This window comes from Streptacidiphilus sp. EB129, from assembly GCF_041262645.1.
GTDB lineage: Bacteria > Actinomycetota > Actinomycetes > Streptomycetales > Streptomycetaceae > Streptacidiphilus.
On record NZ_JBGCCS010000025.1, the window covers coordinates 10,753 to 30,072 of the forward strand.

Consider the following 19,320-nt stretch of genomic DNA (forward strand, 5'->3'; position numbering starts at 1 on the left):
AACCCTGTTCTGAGCGCATTCAAAATACCGCGCCGCTCAGGTTCGTGCTGGACCTCGCTGTCGAGGTCGAGGTCACTGAGAGCGGGCGGCGCAGCATCGGCTACGCCACCCAGCTCCTGGCATGGCCGCTACGCGAGCTCCTTGCCCTGGCGAATCTCCCAGGGGCCCGTGGGCACGAAGTGGACGTCGTCGAAGTAGTGAAGCCAGGCCGCCATTGTCTCGACAGCACGCTGGGCCTGCTCGGCCGAGAATTCTCCTGTGCCAAGCAACTCCGCCTGTGCATCAGCGAGGCTCATCCGTCCCGCTGCTGTCAACGCGTGCAGCTCAGGCATGGCGTGGAGCCGGGCCAGGACCTCGAAACCGAAGGTCTGCTCGTCAAGGCCGGGGCCGATGTCGAGGTAGGCGAGGTCCCGGAGGACGCCAGCAAGCACGTCACCCCCGATGTGGCGGTGCCGGCCGTTGTAGACACGGTAGAGCCGGTCCGGGTTGCGCGTCTCCGGCAGCCATCGCGTCGCCTGCTCGTCCTGGCCGGGCACGACAACGCGAGGGCTGTCTTCGTCGTCCCGCATTAGGGAGGCCTGCTCACGTATCTGTGCGGCCAACTCCACTGTTCCCGGCACCGTGCCGTTCTGGAGCGCGGCCAGGACCCGTTGAACCTCCGCGTGGGCCACGCCGGTTTCAACGAGGAGCTCGATGTTCGCCGCGGGCACGCGGCCAGTGGCCTTGCCCGTAAGGTTGGCGGACCCGACGAGGCAGCGGTCATCGGCGACGTAGAGCTTCGCGTGCAGGTTGTGGCGCAGCCGGATGGTGGCGCGCCCGTCCCGCTGTGCCAGCTCAGCGATCTCCGGGTCGGAGACACCAGCAGCCACCTCGGCGACGGACCAGCGGGTGATGCAGGTGATGTCCTCGACTTCCGCAGGCACGGCGTCGAGCGTCGCTTGGAAGACCTCCTTCTTGATGAAGGGCGCTACCAGCACGACGCGGTTGGTCGCGGTGGCGAGGAGTCTCTCGATCTGGAGCCAGACATGGTCGACCGTCACTCGTCGTCCTCATCGTCGGCGTCGCTGGCACCAAGGAACTCGCTGGCGAGGCGGCCCCAGTCCTGGCGCATCTTCTTCGCGCGCTCGCGGGGCTTCTCGGGCTGCTCGTCTTCGAACCTTGCCCAGGAGATCAGGATGAGCTTGAAGGCATTGGCGGCGGAGGTGAGGCGCTCGGCGAGCTCTTCCCGGCTTGCACCTTCGATGTCCCCGTCGAGGACAGCGATCAGGTCGCTGTAGACCGGGTGGTCGATGTTGAGGGCGACCTGGAGCATGCCCGGGATGTACTCGACGTTGAAGAAGGCCGGCGAATCGGGATTACGGCTGGTCAGGAGCCGAACGTGCTTGCCTTGCGACATCGTCTCTTCGATGATGCGCTGGGCGTCGGCCGGGCTGTAGCGGTGCGTCTCGACCAGGCTCTCGTACTGGAGCTGCTTGCTGACCTCCTCAGTGGTCTCTTCCGCAAGCTGGTCGGTCAGGCTCGGTCGGGTCTCGGTGCGCCGGCGCTGGACCGCCACCTCGGCTTGAATCTCGGCCGTCTCGTGCCGCTTGCGGCTTGACCGTGTTCCCTCGGTCTGGTGGCCAAGTTCGGTGCGCAGCCGGCCGAGCAGCTTTTCGCGGATGTGGTAGACGATCTCGATGAGCGGAAGACGAGGGTCTCCCTCGTCGCGCAGCTCCTCGCGGTACTCCTCCCAAGTCAGCCCTGCGGCCTCTTCCCGCCAGTTGAAGTGGGCGAGACTGGAGAAGATCGTCGCGGACTGCTTGTTATTGGTCACGCCGAAGACCTCGTCGAGGGCCGGCGGGAAGTCGATCTCGACGCCCCACCAGCGCTCGACCGGGTCGTAGGAGTTGATCCAGCCGGTGTCGAGGTCGAGTTCCCGGTCCGCTCGGATGAGGGAGATGCCGAGGTTCTTCGCGGCGTGCTTGCCCCAGGGGGTCTCCCCGGGCTTGAGGCTGAGCGCGACGTTCGCCGGCCAGGGCTCTCCCTCAATGTCCGTGCGGCGTGCCGCCTCCACTGCGAGCGAGGAGCGCACCAGGACGGGGTGCTCCTGACCGTCCGCGGCCCGGACCATGAACCTCTCCACGCCGATCTCGCCGGTGTTGCTTGCGCCGTAAGCGCGGAACATCGGCTTCTTGTCGAATGGCGCGGGTGTGGAGCTGGGGGCCATCAGGTACAGCGGGTCGTTCGGGCGGGTGTTGCCGGCATCGGGCAGCTGTGCCCATCCGCGCACGGGGACGAGCTTGATCCGCTTCCCCTTGGCGAGGAGGCGCCGGTAGATCCGCCCGATCAGGCTCTCGGTGTTCGTGACGGTGGTCTGGGCTCCACGCCACTGGACGCGCGCGAGGTCGGTCCACTGCACCAGGGTGCCGGAGCGGCCGAGCCCTTCGGAGAGGGCTTGCCACTCGTCGGGCACGGCGTCGGGCTTGGGTTCCGGGACCTCTTCGAGGCCCCGGGCGATCTCGCTGAGGTCGAGGTAGGTGTGGAGAGCGTTCTCGGGTCCGTTGGTCCAGGACCAGACGTCGACGCGGTTGCACTGCGAGATGCTCGAGTTGGGCAGGCCGACTCCGAAGCGGCCGATGCCCTTGCGATGCTGCCGGGTGCCGGCACCGAAGCGCAGGGACTGCCGCAGGGTCTCGGGGTCCATCCCGGTGCCATTGTCGAGGACGGCGATCTTCTCGACGCGGTATTGCGTGCGCTTCCCGGTGTGCTCGTTGCCCTCCACTACGAACAGCTCAACGAGATCGGCATCTGCTTCGAGGCCGTTGTCGATGAGTTCGGCGATGGCGTGGGCGGTGGACTTGTAACCGCTGTCCTGCAGCGCCTTGACCGTCAGGTCAGAGGTGACGATCGAGTACTTCGAGGTCATCGGGCTTTCCACACGTCCTCCCAGTTGGTGAATGCTTCCGCTACGTCTCCGAAGCCAGGGACTGCGGGGTCGATCACGGTGACGATGTCGCAGGTTGAAGTTCCGCCTGCCTTCGGGCCGCGAATGACCCGTCCGACCATCTGGCTATACAGGACCAATGACCGGGTCGGGCGGGCGATGACGGCTGCGCTCGCGGCCGGCGCATCGAAGCCAGTGGTCAGGACGCCGTAGTTGGAGAGAACCATCGGCCTGGTGCTCGGCCCCTTGAACCGCGCAATGACCCGGTCGCGGTGGCGTGGGGAGGATTCGGCTGTGACCTGGTCGGCATCGAGGCCGAGCACCGACAAGATCGCTACCAGTAGGCGGCTGTGCTCGACGGAGGCCGCGAAGAGCAGGATGCGGCGGTGGTGCTGGCTGAGGTCGAGCACCGTGCGTACGACCTGCAGGTTCCACTGCACGTTGTTGGCGAGCCGGGCCATGAGGGAGTCGGGGATGTCGAAGGAGGCGGCGAGGACCTGCCTGTCCCGGCTGCTCAGCGTGGTGCCGGACTCGGCGGCCACGGTGTGAAAGGTCGGGCGGGCGAGGTAGCCCTGTTCGATGAGGGCAGTGACAGGGTTGTCGTAGCCGTCGATCTCCAGCATCACCTTCTGACGTGCGAAGAAATCCGACAGCTTCTCGTCCTCGGCGATGTCGGCCCAGGTCCGGCCAGGGGTTGCCGTGAGGCCGAGCAGGCTGGAGTCGCTGCGCAAGGTGAGCGCATCGACGGTCCGGCGGTAGGTCGGGGCGATGGCCTGGTGGGCTTCGTCGAAGGCGGTGAAAGTGGCGCGCATGCCGAGACGGTCGAGGAAAGTCGGGTCTGCGCTGGCGGCGGCAGTGGCCTTGTCGAGGCCGAGGATCACGATGCCGTCCTCGATGCCGTCGAGGTCGGTCGGCGCGTCCCCCCACATCCGCACCACGGAGAGCTCTCGGTTCCCGAGTGCGGCCCAGGCGCTCTCGAACTCCACGGCCGCCTGCTCCAGGAGCTCACGCCCTCGTGCCAGCCACACCGCGACGGCCGGTTCGCGCTGGCGCAGGTGGTCACAGATGATGTTCATGCCGGTGCGCGTCTTTCCGACACCGGTGGGCAGGTGCAAGACGACTCGCCGCTCGCCGGAGTACAGGAGTCGCCGCACACGGCCTGCAGCGAGGCGCTGGTGGGGGAAGAGCCCGTACTGCGGCGCGCTGGAGCCTCGGAAGGTCGGCGGCGGCTCGGGCACCCGCTCCACAACGAGTCCGAGAAAGCCCAGGAGTGTGCGGCGTTGCTCCGGAGACCAGGGCAGGGACGCGAGGAAGTCATCGGCAGCTCCGGTCCCGCCGAGACGACCGGCTAGTTCGACGCGCTTTCCCTCAGGGAACAGTTGCAGGAACGCGGCACGCCCGGACGGGTCGCCGATGATCCGCTCGGGGGAAACGGCCGATGCCGCGACCTTCCGCAGCGCGGCTTCGGTGTCCTGTCCCTGGTGCAGGAGGTCCAGGAGGTCACAGGCCTGCTCGCCGAGGAGGCTGCGGATGTAGGGCAGGGGTGCAGCGCCGAGGACCGTCTCGAACGCGATGCCCGGCGAACCCGTCATGCCCTGGCCTGGTCTGCGTGCATTCTGTCGTCGCTGTACACCGCGGTGCATCCCCTTCTGTCCGGCCCGATCGCATCGCCGGAGTGCGGTGTGGCCTTCCCCGCGCGCCTGGCTGGTGATCAAACCCTAGCCCTGCCCACTGACACCCCGCGGCAATGCCTGGGAATCCCGCTGCACGGCAGCAGGGCAGGCATTGGCTGCCCCTAACTCCCCTGCTGGGTAACAGCTTTCACCACGCTCTATGCCAAAGTCGCAATATGGGAACATTTGTTCGATATAATGGCACTGCATGTTTTCTGAGGTGCAGAAGTGACGGCCTCCGCCCTGCCTGCCCCTCCCTCCGGCTAGGATCGCGAGAGTACTACTGGTGGAGCTGCTCGTGCCGGACGAGAACCTCCACCAGTTGAGCAGTCAGAGCGGAGCGAAATGGGGTTAAGCGTGACACTTCAGTCACCTGATGTGGGTCCGGTCTACCTTGACTACAACGCGACAGCACCCACTCGCCCCGAAGCGCTGGAAGCGACCCTCGCTGCGATGCGCACCGTCGGTAACGCGTCGAGTACTCATCAATCCGGGCGCGATGCCGCCGATCGGGTTCACCTGGCGCGCCGTCAGGTTGCATACCTCCTGAGCTGCTCACCTGGGGAGATCATCTTCACTTCCGGTGCCACCGAGGCGAATAACCTCGCCCTGCGAGCGGCGTTTGCCGTCGGGGGCCGACTGGTGACGAGCGCGGTGGAACATCCGGCGGTACTCGAAACAGCGAAGGCCCTGACCATCGATGCGCCCGGGTCGCTCTTGACGCTGCCTGTCGATGCTGACGGCGCAGTGGACCTGGACGGCTTTCATGCGGCACTGGTCGCAGGTGGAGTGGCGGTGGTCTCGCTGATGGCGGCTAACAACGAGACGGGCGTACTGACCGATCTCGCGCCGATCGTGCAACTCGCCCACGACGCCGGAGTCCTGGTCCACTCCGATGCGACGCAGCTAGTCGGCCGCCTGCCGATTGATCTTGCCGAAACAGATCTGGACCTCCTGTCACTATCCGCGCACAAGTTCGGCGGCCCGCAGGGGGTCGGGGCTCTGTTCGTCCGCCGGGGCATCCGGCTGCCTTACCGCCCGCTGCTCTTCGGCGGGGGGCAGGAGCGCGGCTGGCGGGCTGGCACCCTGAACGTGGCAGGTATTGCTGGCGCCGGAGCGGCTGCCGAAGCCGCCCGACTTTCCATGGCCGACGAAGCATTCCGCATCGCGTGCCTGCGTGACGCCTTGGAGGAAGCGCTCGTTGAGCAGGTTGGCGACTGCCGGATCAACGGTGCAAGGAACCGACGTCTGCCCGGAGTGACAAGCATCACGTTTCCGGGCACCCCGGCGGATGCGGTTCTCGCTGCGATGCCAGACGTGGCAGCTTCGGAAGGGAGTGCGTGCTCCTCCGGCGCACCCAGCCCGAGCCATGTGCTCCTCGCCATGGGCCGTAGCCGGGAAGAGGCAGACAGCACGATCCGGTTCTCCCTCGGGTACGCCACCACCGCTCATGACATCGAGAGAGCCGTGTCCTCCACAGTCCACGCTGTGCGGCTCGTACAGGAGGCCATGTCCGTCGCATCGTAACCAGCCTGCCCAAAGATCATCCAAGACCGACCGGACAACGGAGAACGCCTCGCATGTCAGACAGCCGGCTCACGGAAGCCGCCCACCCCTCCTTCGCGCGCCATGAGACGTTCGCGCCGCGCTTCGGGTGGCTCCATAAGGCTTACATGCAGGTGAAGGAGAACCCGGAGGTATTCCTCGCCGAGGACGCCCCGGTCCTGCTCGGCGTCGGCAAGAACATGGTTCACTCCATGCGCTACTGGTCCCGGGCGTTCAAGCTGACCCGCGAGCACTACGGCGACGAGACTAACTCCCGAGCGATGCTTTCGTACCCCACATGGGAGGCACGTTGGCTGCTCGACGAGAACGGGGCCGACCCGTATCTGGAGGAGCAGGGCAGCCTCTGGCTGCTGCACTGGTGGCTGCTGAGCTCCCGTCCAGGCGCCAAGAGCTGGGCGCCGTCCTGGTACGTCGCCTTCCAGCTCGCCCCGTTCGCCCGCTTTTCCGCATCCGACATGACCGAGCTGATCGTCCGGCATGTGAACCTCTCCTACGCGGAGGGGCCGGTCGAGGCATCAGTCGCCAAGGACGTCGACTGCATTACCAAGATGTACGTCCCGGCTAAGAGGGCCAAGGGGGGTGCACCCGGTGCGCTCGAGGACCTGCTGGCCTGCCCCTTCCGCGAACTAGGTCTGATCGAGACCGTGGATCAACCCTCTTCTGGTCGATCGGAGTGGGAGTTCACCACTGGCACCCGCATCACCCTTCCGGACCGGATCATCGCCTACGCCTGCCTGGACTACGCCGCCACTATGACGCGCAACGCCGGCTCGATCTCACTGGCCCGGCTAGCCAACGAGCATGGCGGTCCAGGACGGGCGTTCCGCATCCGTGAACCCGACATCGCGGCGGCCATCGAGCGTGTCGCGGCCACCACTCCCGGCCTCAATCTCATCGAAGCCGTGGGCCAGCGCAGCCTTGTCTTCACAGCCGACCCCTTCGACCTTGCCTGGGAAGTCTTGGACGCCCAGTACGACCATGTGCGAAAGCAATCGGACTTCCCCACCCGGCAGGAGTGGGCCAGCGCCTACCCCAAGCTCGCCGCCTCCGAGGCCCGAGAACTTCGCAATGCCGTTGAGCAACAGCTCCCTCTGATCGAGGAGACATCCCAGTGACCACCGAAACCCCCACACGGCCTAGGGCCGCCCGTAAGACCACCGGTGGCACACAGTTTCCCGCCGGCATCCGGCTCGTCGGCTCCAAGATGCGCTCGACCAACGTGGAACGCGACGTTCTGGACGAACTGCACTCACCCTATGTGGGGACCCGAGCGCTGGACGTCCTTGACCGGCTGGCCAACGCCCTCTCTGACCCGCGCCGTCCCCGCTCCTGGTCGCTTACTGGTGCATACGGCTCGGGCAAGTCCACGCTCGTCAACCTCATCGATGCTCTCCTCGGGCACGACGAGGCACGCCGCACCGAAGCACAAGAGGTACTGGCCGCCACAAGTCCCGGATTGGCCAACCGTCTGGAGGCGACCCGCGCGGAACTGGCGCCGTCGGGCTTCCTCGGCGCCGTGACCACTGCCCGCCGCGAGCCGCTCGTCACTACTCTGTCGCGGGCCGTACGCACCGCGGCTGAGCGCCGGTGGCCCACCCGCATGCCGAAGTCGATCTCTGCAGCACTCGCACGGTGTTCCAACCCCTCGACGACCGGACCCGAAGACGTCATCGCCGCGGTCACCGCCCTCTGCGCGCAGCAGCCCATGCTGCTGGTCATCGACGAGTTCGGCAAGACCCTTGAACACCTAGCTGGTCACAGCGAGTTCGCCACCGCCAAGACGGACCTGTTCCTGCTGCAGGAACTAGCTGAGAAGAGCGCCGGTCCCAAGGGGCTGCCGCTGTTCATGATGACGCTCCAGCACATGTCGTTCTTCGACTACGCGGCGCAGTCCAGCGAGTTGCAGATCCGCGAGTGGGCGAAGATCCAAGGCCGCTTCGAGAACATCACCTTCGCCCCCCACCTCGGCGACGCGGTCCAGCTGATGCGGCGCCGCCTTGATCATTCTGGGGTCTCAGCGTCCGGGCAGAAGCTGATCTCGGCATACGCAGAAGCGGCCGAGGAGACATGGCGCGACCACGGCCTCAACAATGTCGTCGTCCTCAAGGCGCAAGACTTCGCGGACCTGTACCCGCTCCACCCGCTGACTGCCGCCGCTGCACCGTTCCTCGCCGCGCAGATTGGCCAGCACGACCGCAGCCTGACCGGGTTCCTCAACAACGACGAACCCAGCACCGTCCGCCGCTCCCTAGAGTCGTCCTCGAGCGACAAGCCGCGCCGCGCCAGCACCGTCAAACTCCCGCAGTTGTACGACTTCTTCCTCGACTCCGGGCGCACCTCGCTTCTTGCATCCACCAATGCGAGCAAGTGGATTGAGATCGAGTCCCGCGTAACCCTGGCCAACGGCCTGTCCACTGTGGACCAGAGCGTGCTGCGCACAGTCGGCATGCTCAACCTGATCGACGAGGACGGCGCGCTGCGGGCAACCGCCGCGATGGTCTATTACGCGCTGCATGAGCCGGGCGAGACCGACCCAAAGGCGTTCGCCGCGCTGGAGGAGCAGCTCAACAGCCTCGTCACCGGTGGGTTCCTGGGATACCGCTCCTTCAACGGCGAGTACCGCGCCTGGCGCGGCACCGACGTCGACATCGAAGAGCGTCTCAGGGAGGCGCGGAGCCACCTCGACGACGCCTTCGTTGTTAAGCGCCTGGGCCGGTACCTGCCCCTGGCAGTGGCTGCGGGCCGGCATAGTCAGGTCACGGGCATGCTCCGCGCCCTCTTCGTTCAGGTCACCACCGCACAAACCAAGCGCCTCGCTGGCCCCGACGAACTGACCGACCACGCTGACGGCCTCCTGGTCTTCCACCTCGGCAGCCTCGAAGAGCGGCCCATCATCGAGTCCTCCCTGCCGGTTGTACTTGGGGTCACCGAGGAACCCGATCTCGTTCTTCGAGCCGCGTATAACCTCGTTGCACTAGAGCAACTGCAGGGCGATAAGTCACTCGACCCCGTCGCACGGCGGGAGATCAGCCAGCGGACATCCGGTGCTAAGCGCGAGCTCCTCGACCTCCTAAGTGCCGCATTCTTCCCACCCACCCAGCGAGCCACATGGCGACTGTGGCCCTGTGGCATCTCCATCGACTCCGAAGACGGTGAGGTGATCGAGGCTCGCGGCCTCAGCGGCCTCGCCTCCATCGCCTGCGACCGAGTCTTCCCGGCAACACCGCACATCCGCAATGAGATGCTCGGCCGACACGAGCTGACCAGCCAGGGTGCCAAAGCCCGCCGCGAGCTTCTGACCGCGATGCTGCAGAAATCGGGCGAGCCGTACCTTGGCATCGTCCAGTACCCCGCCGAGCGCGCCATGTACAGCGGCGCGCTGGCCTACATGGGTCTACACCGCGAGAACCCCGCAGCTGCCGACGAGTCCTCCCCTTCCCTTCTGCCCTACGGCTTCTCCCGGCCCGGCCCAGCCCACGCGCACACCCAAGCGGCATGGAACGCGCTTGAGACGGCCCTGACCGAAGCGCACGAGCGCACCAACCTGGAGCAGATCCTTCGGGTCATCATGGTGCCGCCCTACGGTGTCAAGGCCGGCATCGTGCCGCTGCTCGTGGTGACCGCCCTCATCGTGCGCAGCCAGGATGTCGCCCTCTTCGAAAACGGCTCCTATCTCCCTCGCCTGACGCCCGAAGCCGTTGAGCGCATGGTGAAATCCCCCAGCCGCTTCGCCGTCAAGGCCACGCCTGTCGGTGACGGCCTGCGCCACAGCGTGGTCAAGAACCTGACCGTAGCCCTCAACGGGGAACAGCCCCGCTCGCAGGCCCTTCGCAACCCGGCCCTCCTTGCGGTGACCCGCGCGCTGCTGGAACGAGTCATGGTGCTCACCCCCTATGCCCGGCGAACCCAGCGACTCAGCAAGGACGCCATCGCCGTCCGCTCCGCCCTGATCGCGGCTCAGGATCCGGACGAACTGCTCTTTGGGGCACTCCCTAAGGCCCTCGGGCTCAATCCGATCACCCCCGAGCAGCGCAAGAGCACCGCTGGCAACAAGGGCTACGTCGAACGCATCACCGCCGCGGCCGATGAGATCTCGGGTGCGGACCGAGCGCTGCGCGCCGAGGTCATCGAGACGATCAGCCGTGAGTTCCGCCTGCCGTCCTCGCTGCCCAAGATGCGCCGGGCCCTGGCTGCTCGCCTTAAGGGCTTTGCCGGCGTTGCACTCAGCCTGGAGCTGCGCGGCTTCGTCGCCATAGCGACGAACGATTACCTCGCGGACGAGGACTGGCTGGACCCCATGATCGTCCGACTGTCCCATGCCGCGCTCGGCGACTGGTCGGACAACGACGTCAGCGTCTTCGCCCGCCGGGTGCGCGAGATGGCCAGCGCCCTCGACCGCGTCAGCCACCTGTACAAAACCGACGCTCCTGCAGGCGGCGACGAGGAACTCGACGCCCGGCTGCTCACCCTGACAGATAAGGCCGGGGTCGAACAGCGCACGCTGATCTACCTGCCCAAGCAGGCCCAGCAGGAAGCCGAACACCTCGCTGTCAGTGTCCTAGAGCAGGCTGAAAAGGCCCTCGGTCCCGATGGTGCCCGGATCCTGCTCGCTGCCCTGGCCCAGCGCGTCACCGAACCCGCCACCACCACAGTTGAGAGGACGGAGTGATAATGACCGACACCGCTTCCGAGAAGAAGGTCCGGCATGTCCTGGGCCTGTCGGGTGGAAAGGACTCCTCTGCCCTCGCGATCTACATGCGCGACCGCGTGCCGGAGATGGAGTACTTCTTCTGCGACACCGGCGCCGAGCTGCCCGAGACATACGAGTACCTCAACAAGCTCGAAGCCGCCGTCGGCAAGCCCATCGTGCGCCTGAATACCGACCGCGACTTCGACCACTGGCTCGAGGTCTACCAGGGCACTCTGCCCAGCCCCCAGATGCGCTGGTGCACCAAGAACTTGAAGATCAAGCCCCTTGAGGAGTGGGTCGGCGACGACGAGGTGATCTCCTACGTCGCCATTCGTGCCGACGAAAACCGCCTCGGCTACGTCAGCACCAAGCCCAACATCACCGCGGTCTTCCCCTTCCGAGAGGACGGCATCGATCGCGAGGGCGTCGGCCGCATCCTCGACGAGGCCGGCACCGGACTGCCTGCCTACTACGAGTGGCGTACACGGTCCGGCTGCTACTTCTGCTTCTTCCAGCGCAAGCACGAGTGGCTCGGCCTTAAAGACCGTCACCCTGAACTCTTCGACAAGGCCGTTGCCTACGAAGAGAAGGTCCGCCACCAGGACACCGCGATGCAGGGCCGCGACTACACCTGGTCCCAGGGCGAGTCCCTGCACGAGCTCGTAGAGCGCCGTGAGGATATCCAGGCCAAGCACGAGGCCAACCTTGCTCGAGCGGCGAAGCGGGTCAAGCCCAACCGACCGCTCCTCGAGGTCCTCTCGGATGCCCTCGACGCAGATGACGACGAAGCCGGCTGCTCCGTCTGCCACCTCTAGGAAGAACTACGGTCCAGGGTCCGGTTGATGACAAATCGTCATCAACCGGACCCTTTTCCGTTCGGCGGCCCGATTGTCGGTGGTGCGTGTAAGGATGTGTCAGCTCATCACACACGGTCACGCAGACGGAGCACAGGGGGAATGGCGACACCAGACACCGCGGCGCGTGCGGTCATACGCCATCGGCTGGACGCTAGCCCCGCTTTCGAGATCCAGCTTGGCATCACGCCGATGATGGACGTGCCGGCACATCAGCTGCTACAGGACGATCTCAGCCGACTCGCCTCCCCCTGGGAGCGGCTCGCTGCGACAGAAGGCATCGTCAACGCCATACCCGACGAGCCGGGCCTCTACATGTTCGTCTGGCGGCCATCCATCAAGCTCACCATGGCTGACCGGACCGAGGGCCGCTTCCATCAGGTCCTCTACATCGGGCACGCCGGCGGAGCCGGCCAGATGGGCAACACGCTCAGGAACAGGTATCGGGACTACCGTAAGCACCTGCGCGGAGACCCCGAAAGCCTCTGGACCCGCGAACCACCCAGCAATCGGGACGCCCTGCTTACGCACTATCTCGCGCTGCGCCCTCTGGAGTACTGGTTCACGACCGTCGAAAGCCGGTCGGCAATCAAGAACCTGGAAGACCGCCTCCTGCACCTGTACAACCCGCCGCTCAACACCCATGGCGGTCCCACTCTTCGAGGTCGGCTCAGCACCGTCCCCAAACCAGTACTCCGCTCCTAGCTCGCACCCCTCCTGACAATGAGGTACCTCATGCCGTCCAAGACGTTCGTTCCCGCCTTCGAGGCCAAGGTGGGCAACTGGACCTACTACTCCTGCCTGATGAGCTACGCCCAGGTAGCGCGCGAGATCAACTTCGCGCACGAGCTCGGAGGCAACCGCGATCTCGGCACGATGATCCAGCGTGGGGTCGGCACCCGAACGCAGGAGATCACGGAGTATCTGCTCACCAACGAGAACCGATTCCTCGGCGCCCTCATCATCGCAGTCTGGGGCGGTGACCCGAATTACCTTTCTGTGTCAATGGATTCCGAGAGCCAGGCCGTTCTCCAGGGAGTGGACCGCAACTTCGGTGTACTCACGTTCGATGGCACGCAGCAGTTTTTCGCGCTCGACGGTCAGCACAGGCTCAAGGCCATCAAGGATGCGATCAAGCAGAATCCCGAGCTGGGCCGCGAGGACATCAATGTCATAGTGGTGCCGCATTTTGACACGGCCGATGGACGTCGTAGGACACGACGGCTGTTCACCAACATCAACCGGAATGCCAAGAGCACCAATCTACAGGAGAACATCGCCCTCGACGAGGACGACAGCTTCGCCATCCTGACCCGCCGCCTGCTCGACGAGGACAGCTTCCTCCGCCGTGACGACGTCGTTCTCGTCTTCAGCAAGGTTGGTCAGGACGGCGAACTCGTCCTCGCTCAACGGTCTATCAGCAATCAGTCAAGCCCTGCCTGGAGCACCATCGCTGTCCTCTATGACATCATCAAGGAGATCGGCTACGACCTGCCTTGCACCACGGGCGAAGCCAAGCAGCGAGCCACTGATGAGCTTCTCGACAAGAGCTTCGAGCTGTTGACCATCCGCCTTCACGAATTCCTCGACGCGTGCGGGAACCTGAGGGAACGGTACCTCGCTGCCCTGTCGGGGAAGGATCTTCGGGCCCCGAAGGGTCGTGAGGGCGCTGGCCACCCGTTCATGCGCCCCGCCATTCAGAACCAGGTCGCCAAGGTTGTTCGCCACATTCTCGAGCAGGGACTGCTGGAATGGTCTGAGGTGCTGAAGCGGCTGTCAGCGCTCGACTGGAAGATGACGGCGGCTCCGTTCTCTGCCATGTGGATCGAGACGCCGGAGGGCAAAACCAAGGGCAAAATGGCGAGCGGCAACAATCAACTCCTGTACGACCTGCTGCAGGTGCACCTGGCACCGCGCTCGAAGGCCCAGATCAGCAGGGCGCTCCGCGCCTACTTCGACGTAACGAAGATCAAGTACCCCGTCGCGCCTGAGGAGCTGTTCGCCCTCCTTCCCGTCGACGCGGACTGAGCGTGGCCCCGGCAGTACTTGGTGCTAGTGGTGTCCACAGGCTGTGGACACCACTAGCACCAAGTACGGGTGCATGGGCGAGACCGACTGATGCCGCTTGTGGTTTGGGGCGTCCTCGCTCGTCAAGGGCAACAGCCAAGGTCGCCCACTTGCTACTGGCCGCCCCTGGCTCAGCTGTAGTCCGCTAGTTTCCGCAACCCCGGGTGCAGTTATGCGTCGATACGGGCGACCTTTCGGCCGGCCTTGAGGTAGAGGGTGGCCTCGGCTGAGCCACTTGCCTGGGGAATCAGGGCGGCGAGTGGCTGGTGGATGGTGTCCTCGTCAAGGGCGGTGGTGTGCTGGTCGCCCTCTGCGGTTTCGGCGATCAGGCGGAGGCCGTTCTGGGCGGCGACGCGGCGCGCGGCGGAGTTGCTCGGGGCGAAGGCCAGGACCTCGGTGAGCAGGGTGACCAGGGCCGTGCCGGCGTGCTCCTTGAGGGAGAACGACGGGAGGTTCTGGGTGTCGCCGAAGGCCCGCTTCGAGAAGCGGGCGGTGAACTCGGCGCGGGCGGCCTCGGCGGCCTCCAGGCCGTGGAGGGCCGCGGTGACTTCGCCGGCCAGGATGCGCTTGACGGCCATGGGGTGCGCCGTGTCGTCTGCAAGGCGGCTGGTGACGGTGGCGATCTCGTCGTCGGTCCACTCGGTGAGCTGCTTCAGGTAGGGCACGAGCAGGTGGTCGGGGATGGACATCAGGCGGCCATAGATGTCATCTGGGGACGCCGACAGGCCGACGTAGTTGCCCTTGGACTTGCTCATCTTGGCGCCCGTGCCGTCGGTGCCCTCGATGAGCGGGGTGGTGATGATGACTTCCGGGGTCTGCTCCCGGATCTCCATGACCCTGCGGCACATCTGCAGGTTGAGGAGCTGATCGACGCCGCCGAGCTCGACGTCCGCGGTGATGGCCACGGAGTCCAGGGCCATCACGACGGAGTAGACGAACTCCGCGACCGAGAGGCCGTCGCCGGCGGCCAGGCGGCTGCGGAAGTCTTCGCGCTGGAGGGTCATCGAGACTGGGACGTGGGCCAGGATGCCGACCAGCTCGGGCAGGCTGACCTTGTTCAGCCACTCGCCGTTGAAGCGCAGGTCCGCGCGGGCGAAGTCGATGAACGGGGTGACCTGCTGCTGGTAGCCACTCAGGTTGTGGGCGATGTCCGCGTCGGTTAGCGGCGGCCGTTCCGAGGAGCGGCCGGAGGGGTCGCCGATCTTCGCGGTGACGTCGCCGATGATGAAGACGACGTGGTGGCCCATCCGCTGGAACCGGGACGCGATGATGATCGGCACCGAGTGGCCCAGGTGCACGTCGGGCGACGTCGGGTCAATGCCGTACTTGATCACCAGTGGTCGCCCCTCCGTCTGGGCGGCGCTGATCCGGTCCGCGAGCGTCGAGGCGGACGGGATGACGTTGATCGCGCGGCCCTCGACCAGCGCAGCCTGCTCCGCCGGGGAGAGGTCGGACAGGTCCAGGGAGCGGCGGCGATACGTCTCTTCCAGGAGCCGAGCGACCGAATAGTCCGCCGCCAGGTCCGATCCCTTGAGGATCTCCATGGCGCGGACTACGGACTCGCTGAGACGGCTCATGGCGTCGCTACGCTCCTTTGTTCTCTGTGCGCTGGCGTGGCCAGCAGGGCTTGAGAGGGCAGGTGACTCTAGCACCGGGCTGTACCTCACTGCACTTGAATAGTTACGTTCCGTTTTGCTTCCGGTGGGGATGGCACCAGCGGTTGGTTGCGTATGACGCTGACGATCGCGCGGCAGCAGGCACCAAACGGCGCCCAGCCGCGAAGGGCGTGGCGGAGCAGCGAGACCAGAGGGCGAATCGTACGGAGGCGGTGTTGCTGTTGGAGGTGGCCTTCGACGAGGTGGCCAGCGGCGCGGGCGCGGTAGCCATGGGTGGCGCGGTGCAGCGCGGTGCTGGTGGTCCAGAGAGGTGGGGAGGAGGCGAGCTCGGTGAGCCGGTCGGCCAGCCCGGTGCAGATGTCGGCGCGGTAGAACTGGGAGGCGCCATTGCGCTCCCGGTCGGTCATGCTCGCGGGGTGTATCCGGTAGTTGACCAAGGGCTCGGTCAAGGTGAGACCGTGCCCGGCGTCACGCAGTGCGTGGAAGTAGAGCTCGTTGGTGACTGGCAGCAGGGATAGAGCGGCGGCACGCTGCAACAGCAGGGTGCTGGTGTTTCCGCCGGGATGAGGCTCGGGCAGCAGCGGGTCGCCGTCGGCGTCGACGACCGTTTCCCAGTGGTCGATGAGCAGGCAGCCGGGTGTCATGGCCTCGGCACAGATGCGCAGCTTGGCAGGGTCGAACCAGTCGTCAGCGTCGAGCGGTGCGATCCAGTCGCCCTCAGCGAGGAGCACGGCGTCAGTGAGCGTCTGGCCGAATCCCTGGCGTGGACGTCGGACGACGCGGATGCGGCCGTGGTGGCGTCGGCAGATCTCCGGGGTCTCGTCGGTGGAGCCATCGTCGATCACGATGATCTCGTGGAGTTGGTAGGGGCCAGGCTCCTGGTCCAGGCAGCTGGTGATGGCGCGGTCGAGGTAGCGGCCGTAGTTGTGGCAGAGGATCACGCACGAGATCCGCGGCACGGTCGGTCGGCCGCCCGTCATGGTGTGCCGCCTTCGTAGAGGGCAAGGTGCGCGGCGAGTACCCGCTCGTGCTCGTCGACGCGGTAATCCAGGAATTTGTGGTCGATGCGGCGCCGGGTGGCAGTTGCTCGGGTGGTCGCGGTCTCCAGGGCTGCCAGGAAGCGTTCGCCGAAGAGGTTGGGGTGGCCGGCCGTCCAGTCGAACCACTCCGGCTCCGGGACGGCCTGGCCGTGCTGTCGGTGCAGCTCGAACTGCTCGTGAAGGTGGCCGACTCGGGAGCACACCGGGATGAGGCCGAGGTCGAAGGCCAGCTCCAGCTGCCCAGAGTGGGTGCCCCAGAGGTAGGGGAGCAGCAGGAGATCGCTGCCAAGCGCGGCCTCCAGGACTTCGGCGTCGGTGGGGTAGGGGCGCAGCGTGATGCTGATGCGCGGGTCGCTTCGGGCTGCGTCGAGGAGCATCGGCAGCTTGCTGGTGGCGCCCTTGGTGAAGTCGGCCGGGCTGGCAGCACGGAGCAGCAGATGCAGGGCCCGGCTGGCGTGGCTGTTGGAGAGGGACCAGTTGACGACGGGCGAGACCTGGTCGCGGCTGGCACGGACGGCGCCGTAGAGCAGCGAGCGGACTCCTGAGTCGGCCGGACGGTGAGCGCGGTGGCGCACGGTCTCGGGCGGGACGACGTAGCCATGCGGGATGACAGCGGCCGGGAGTTTGGCGCCGAGGATGGTGGCCAGGTCGGTTCGTGAGCCTTCGGTGAGGCAGATCCAGGGAACCTCGGCGGCGAGGAGCAGTCCGAGTCGGCGGACGAAGGAGTCCATCCCGTCGATCATGGGCTGGGTGTCGTGTGCGGTGAAGACCACCCGGACATCCGCACGGGCGCAGGCGTCGAGGAGGCGTTCCAGGTCGGCCGGGGTCTCCAGGTCGATGTGGTGGAGGTGGAGGACGTCGAGCCAATCCAACGGGGTGTGGCTGAGCAACCAGGATGCGGTGACGTCTGGGGGGACTGTGACACCCGGGCTGATCTCGGGCAGCTCGGTGGCACTGTAGGCGTTGAGCGCGTGGATCCCCGCGCCGTTCAGTTTCCGGGCGTACGGGGTGCGTGCGGGCAGGTGAACCACGCGCAGACTGCTGCCCTTGGGGACGCTCTCGGCGCTCATCTGCGTACCTCCGGCAGCCCGACGGTGACGAGCTGGGTGGACATGCCGTTGGAGGCGTCGTCGCTCCTGGTCAGCCCGGCGTAGTGGATCTCGAATCCGTGATGCCGGAGGAGGGCCTGGAATTCGTCGCAGGCCCATTCGCGCACGTGGCTGGTGTTCCGGGGCGGCCCAGGGGCGTCGTAGCCGCTGCGGAACTCCCGTGCGGGGGTGGAGAACACCGCGGCGCGGCAGCCGTCCGTCAGGAGGTTCCTGGTGAGAGCGAGGAGCGGCAGCGGGTCGAGGAGGTGTTCGATCACGTCGGAGCAGACGATGACGGCGCTTCGCAGCAGCGCGGGGTCGAGCTGAAGGTTCTCGGTCTTCTCCAGGTCGGCGTCGAACCACTCGCCGAAGGGGTGGTTCGCGCTGCACCAGGCCAGGTTGGGGCCGAAGTCGACGCCGGTGTAGCTCCAGCTCGGTTGCTCGGCGGCCAGGGCAGCGAGCTTGGCCGCCCGGCCGCAGCCGAGGTCGATGACGGCGTCAGCGCCGTGGCGGAGCACGAGGCTGGCGGTGTAGGGGTAGACGTCGGGTTGCCAGACGACGCCGTCGTCGGCGCTGTCGGTGAAGTACTCCACAGCGCTGCGATGGCGGTAGTCGGCCCTGATGAAGTACGTGTCCGCAGCGCCGAGCGGCTGATGCGAAAGAACGGGGTACGGCGCTACCGCAGACGCCGGCTCGGGGGTACCGACCATGGGGGACCTCCGCATGCGTGTCATGACTGCGGCCAAAGGGCGAGGATGCCGATCAGCCGTTCCGTGAACTCGTCGCGGAGCTGCTGCCACCGACGTCCGCCGGAGCGGCGCGCCTCGGAGGCCAGGTCGTAGGCGGCTCCGTCGGTCTCCGGGAGGCAGGCGATCATCTGCAGCAGGGCCGAAGTGTCGTCCTCCGGGCCGGAGTCGGGATCGGCGGCAAGCAGTGCTCGGATGTCGTCCGGGGGCAGGGCGGCGGTGATGCCGGAGCCGGGGATGCTCTTGCTCATCTTGGGCAGCCCTCCGAGGCCGGGGATCATCTTGGTGTAGATGCCGCCTAGGTGGTCGGCGGCCAGTCCCCAGCGCTCAGCCCCGCGGCGGGCGAGTGCCACGTACTTGTGCTCGTCCACACCGAGTGAGACCAGCACGTGGCGACCCTCGGCGAGCAGGTGGACGAAGTCGGCGGCCATGAGCAGGGTGGCCTGCTTCATGCCGTAGCTGAGGTGGTCGAAGACGCCATGGTTCCGGTAGAGGCCGGAGAGGTCTTCCTCGGCCCACTGGAAGTCGGCGTCGTCCAGGTGGCGCGAGAGCAGGAACGCGGTGGCCAGGACGTCGGTGCAGCCCTCCTGTCGGCGCAAGACCCCCTGCTGCTCGTCGAAGCCGATGCGGCGCACGAACTCCTCGTACTGGTCCGCGAGTCGGCGAACCTCGACCAGGGGCGTACGGCGGGCGTTGTAGGAGTCGAGGTCGCCGAGCACGATCTGGACGTGGAGTCCGTGCTGCTGCAGCACGACGGCCCTCAGCAGTTGGAAGACGGTGCCGGCGTGGGGCGGGCCGCCCAGGCCGACCCCGGTGGTCACGGTAGTGGGCCTGCCGTCGGCAACGGCGGCGGCGAAGTCGCGGCCCCCGGTGTGGCAGACCCACTTGGTGCGCAGGTCGCTGGGGCTCATGTCGGCGAGCGGGAAGTCGATGGCACCGAGGCCGGGGGCGTCGGGGGTGCCATCGGGGCCGATGCGCTCGTAGCTGTGGCGGGCGATCACGTCGTCGTAGTAGGCGGAGTCGAACTTCATGGAGCGGTCACTCCTTCGTCAGGGTG

14 protein-coding genes are annotated in these 19,320 nt (G+C 66.4%); 6 read left to right on the plus strand and 8 right to left on the minus strand.

Annotated elements, in window-relative coordinates; translation table 11 throughout:
- Positions 1-128 precede the first annotated feature (128 nt).
- From ABH925_RS26290 to ABH925_RS26300, 3 genes are read right to left on the minus strand one after another with little or no spacing between them, the layout of a single operon-like run.
- Positions 129-1,040, minus strand: a complete 912-nt coding sequence (locus tag ABH925_RS26290; RefSeq protein ID WP_370151434.1) for a phospholipase D family protein — start codon at positions 1,038-1,040, stop codon at positions 129-131.
- The gene (locus ABH925_RS26295; protein WP_370151437.1) at positions 1,037-2,905 is read right to left on the minus strand and encodes an ATP-binding protein; all 1,869 of its coding nucleotides are present in this window, start codon (positions 2,903-2,905) and stop codon (positions 1,037-1,039) included. Before ABH925_RS26295 ends, ABH925_RS26290 begins: the two co-directional genes overlap by 4 nt.
- Positions 2,902-4,515: a DEAD/DEAH box helicase gene (locus ABH925_RS26300; protein WP_370151440.1), complete on the minus strand. Its 1,614-nt coding sequence runs from the start codon at positions 4,513-4,515 to the stop codon at positions 2,902-2,904. Before ABH925_RS26300 ends, ABH925_RS26295 begins: the two co-directional genes overlap by 4 nt.
- Before the next feature lie 426 nt (positions 4,516-4,941).
- On the opposite strand from ABH925_RS26300, the gene ABH925_RS26305 reads away from it, so the two are divergent.
- The 6 genes from ABH925_RS26305 (at position 4,942) to ABH925_RS26330 (ending at position 13,734) form a co-directional block, all read left to right on the plus strand.
- Positions 4,942-6,123: a cysteine desulfurase family protein gene (locus tag ABH925_RS26305; RefSeq protein ID WP_370151442.1), complete on the plus strand. Its 1,182-nt coding sequence runs from the start codon at positions 4,942-4,944 to the stop codon at positions 6,121-6,123.
- 53 nt (positions 6,124-6,176) lie between these two features.
- Complete coding sequence (locus ABH925_RS26310; protein ID WP_370151445.1) at positions 6,177-7,277, plus strand: DUF4007 family protein; 1,101 nt, start codon at positions 6,177-6,179, stop codon at positions 7,275-7,277.
- Positions 7,274-10,831: an ATP-binding protein gene (locus ABH925_RS26315; RefSeq protein WP_370151448.1), complete on the plus strand. Its 3,558-nt coding sequence runs from the start codon at positions 7,274-7,276 to the stop codon at positions 10,829-10,831. Before ABH925_RS26310 ends, ABH925_RS26315 begins: the two co-directional genes overlap by 4 nt.
- Before the next feature lie 2 nt (positions 10,832-10,833).
- Positions 10,834-11,667 carry a phosphoadenosine phosphosulfate reductase family protein gene (locus tag ABH925_RS26320; protein WP_370151450.1) on the plus strand — a complete coding sequence of 278 codons (834 nt, stop codon included), beginning with the start codon at positions 10,834-10,836 and terminating at the stop codon, positions 11,665-11,667.
- Positions 11,668-11,808: 141 nt separating this feature from the next.
- Positions 11,809-12,411 (plus strand): hypothetical protein, encoded by a 603-nt coding sequence (locus tag ABH925_RS26325; RefSeq protein WP_370151453.1) that lies wholly within the window; start codon positions 11,809-11,811, stop codon positions 12,409-12,411.
- Between the two features lie 30 nt (positions 12,412-12,441).
- Positions 12,442-13,734 (plus strand): DNA sulfur modification protein DndB, encoded by a 1,293-nt coding sequence (locus ABH925_RS26330; RefSeq protein WP_370151456.1) that lies wholly within the window; start codon positions 12,442-12,444, stop codon positions 13,732-13,734.
- Between the two features lie 209 nt (positions 13,735-13,943).
- Here the strand turns inward: ABH925_RS26330 and tyrS are convergent, their stop codons facing one another.
- From tyrS to ABH925_RS26355, 5 genes are all read right to left on the minus strand, one after another.
- Positions 13,944-15,350, minus strand: a complete 1,407-nt coding sequence (gene tyrS, locus ABH925_RS26335) for a tyrosine--tRNA ligase (protein ID WP_370151457.1) — start codon at positions 15,348-15,350, stop codon at positions 13,944-13,946.
- An 86-nt stretch (positions 15,351-15,436) separates the two neighbouring features.
- Positions 15,437-16,369 (minus strand): glycosyltransferase family 2 protein, encoded by a 933-nt coding sequence (locus ABH925_RS26340; protein ID WP_370151460.1) that lies wholly within the window; start codon positions 16,367-16,369, stop codon positions 15,437-15,439.
- Positions 16,366-17,499 carry a hypothetical protein gene (locus tag ABH925_RS26345; protein ID WP_370151463.1) on the minus strand — a complete coding sequence of 378 codons (1,134 nt, stop codon included), beginning with the start codon at positions 17,497-17,499 and terminating at the stop codon, positions 16,366-16,368. Before ABH925_RS26345 ends, ABH925_RS26340 begins: the two co-directional genes overlap by 4 nt.
- Positions 17,496-18,227, minus strand: a complete 732-nt coding sequence (locus ABH925_RS26350) for a class I SAM-dependent methyltransferase (RefSeq protein WP_370151465.1) — start codon at positions 18,225-18,227, stop codon at positions 17,496-17,498. The genes ABH925_RS26345 and ABH925_RS26350 overlap by 4 nt, the downstream gene beginning before the upstream one ends.
- A 20-nt stretch (positions 18,228-18,247) precedes the next feature.
- On the minus strand, positions 18,248-19,294 hold the full coding sequence (locus ABH925_RS26355; protein WP_370151467.1) for a hypothetical protein: 1,047 nt from the start codon (positions 19,292-19,294) through the stop codon (positions 18,248-18,250).
- Positions 19,295-19,320: the final 26 nt, after the last annotated feature.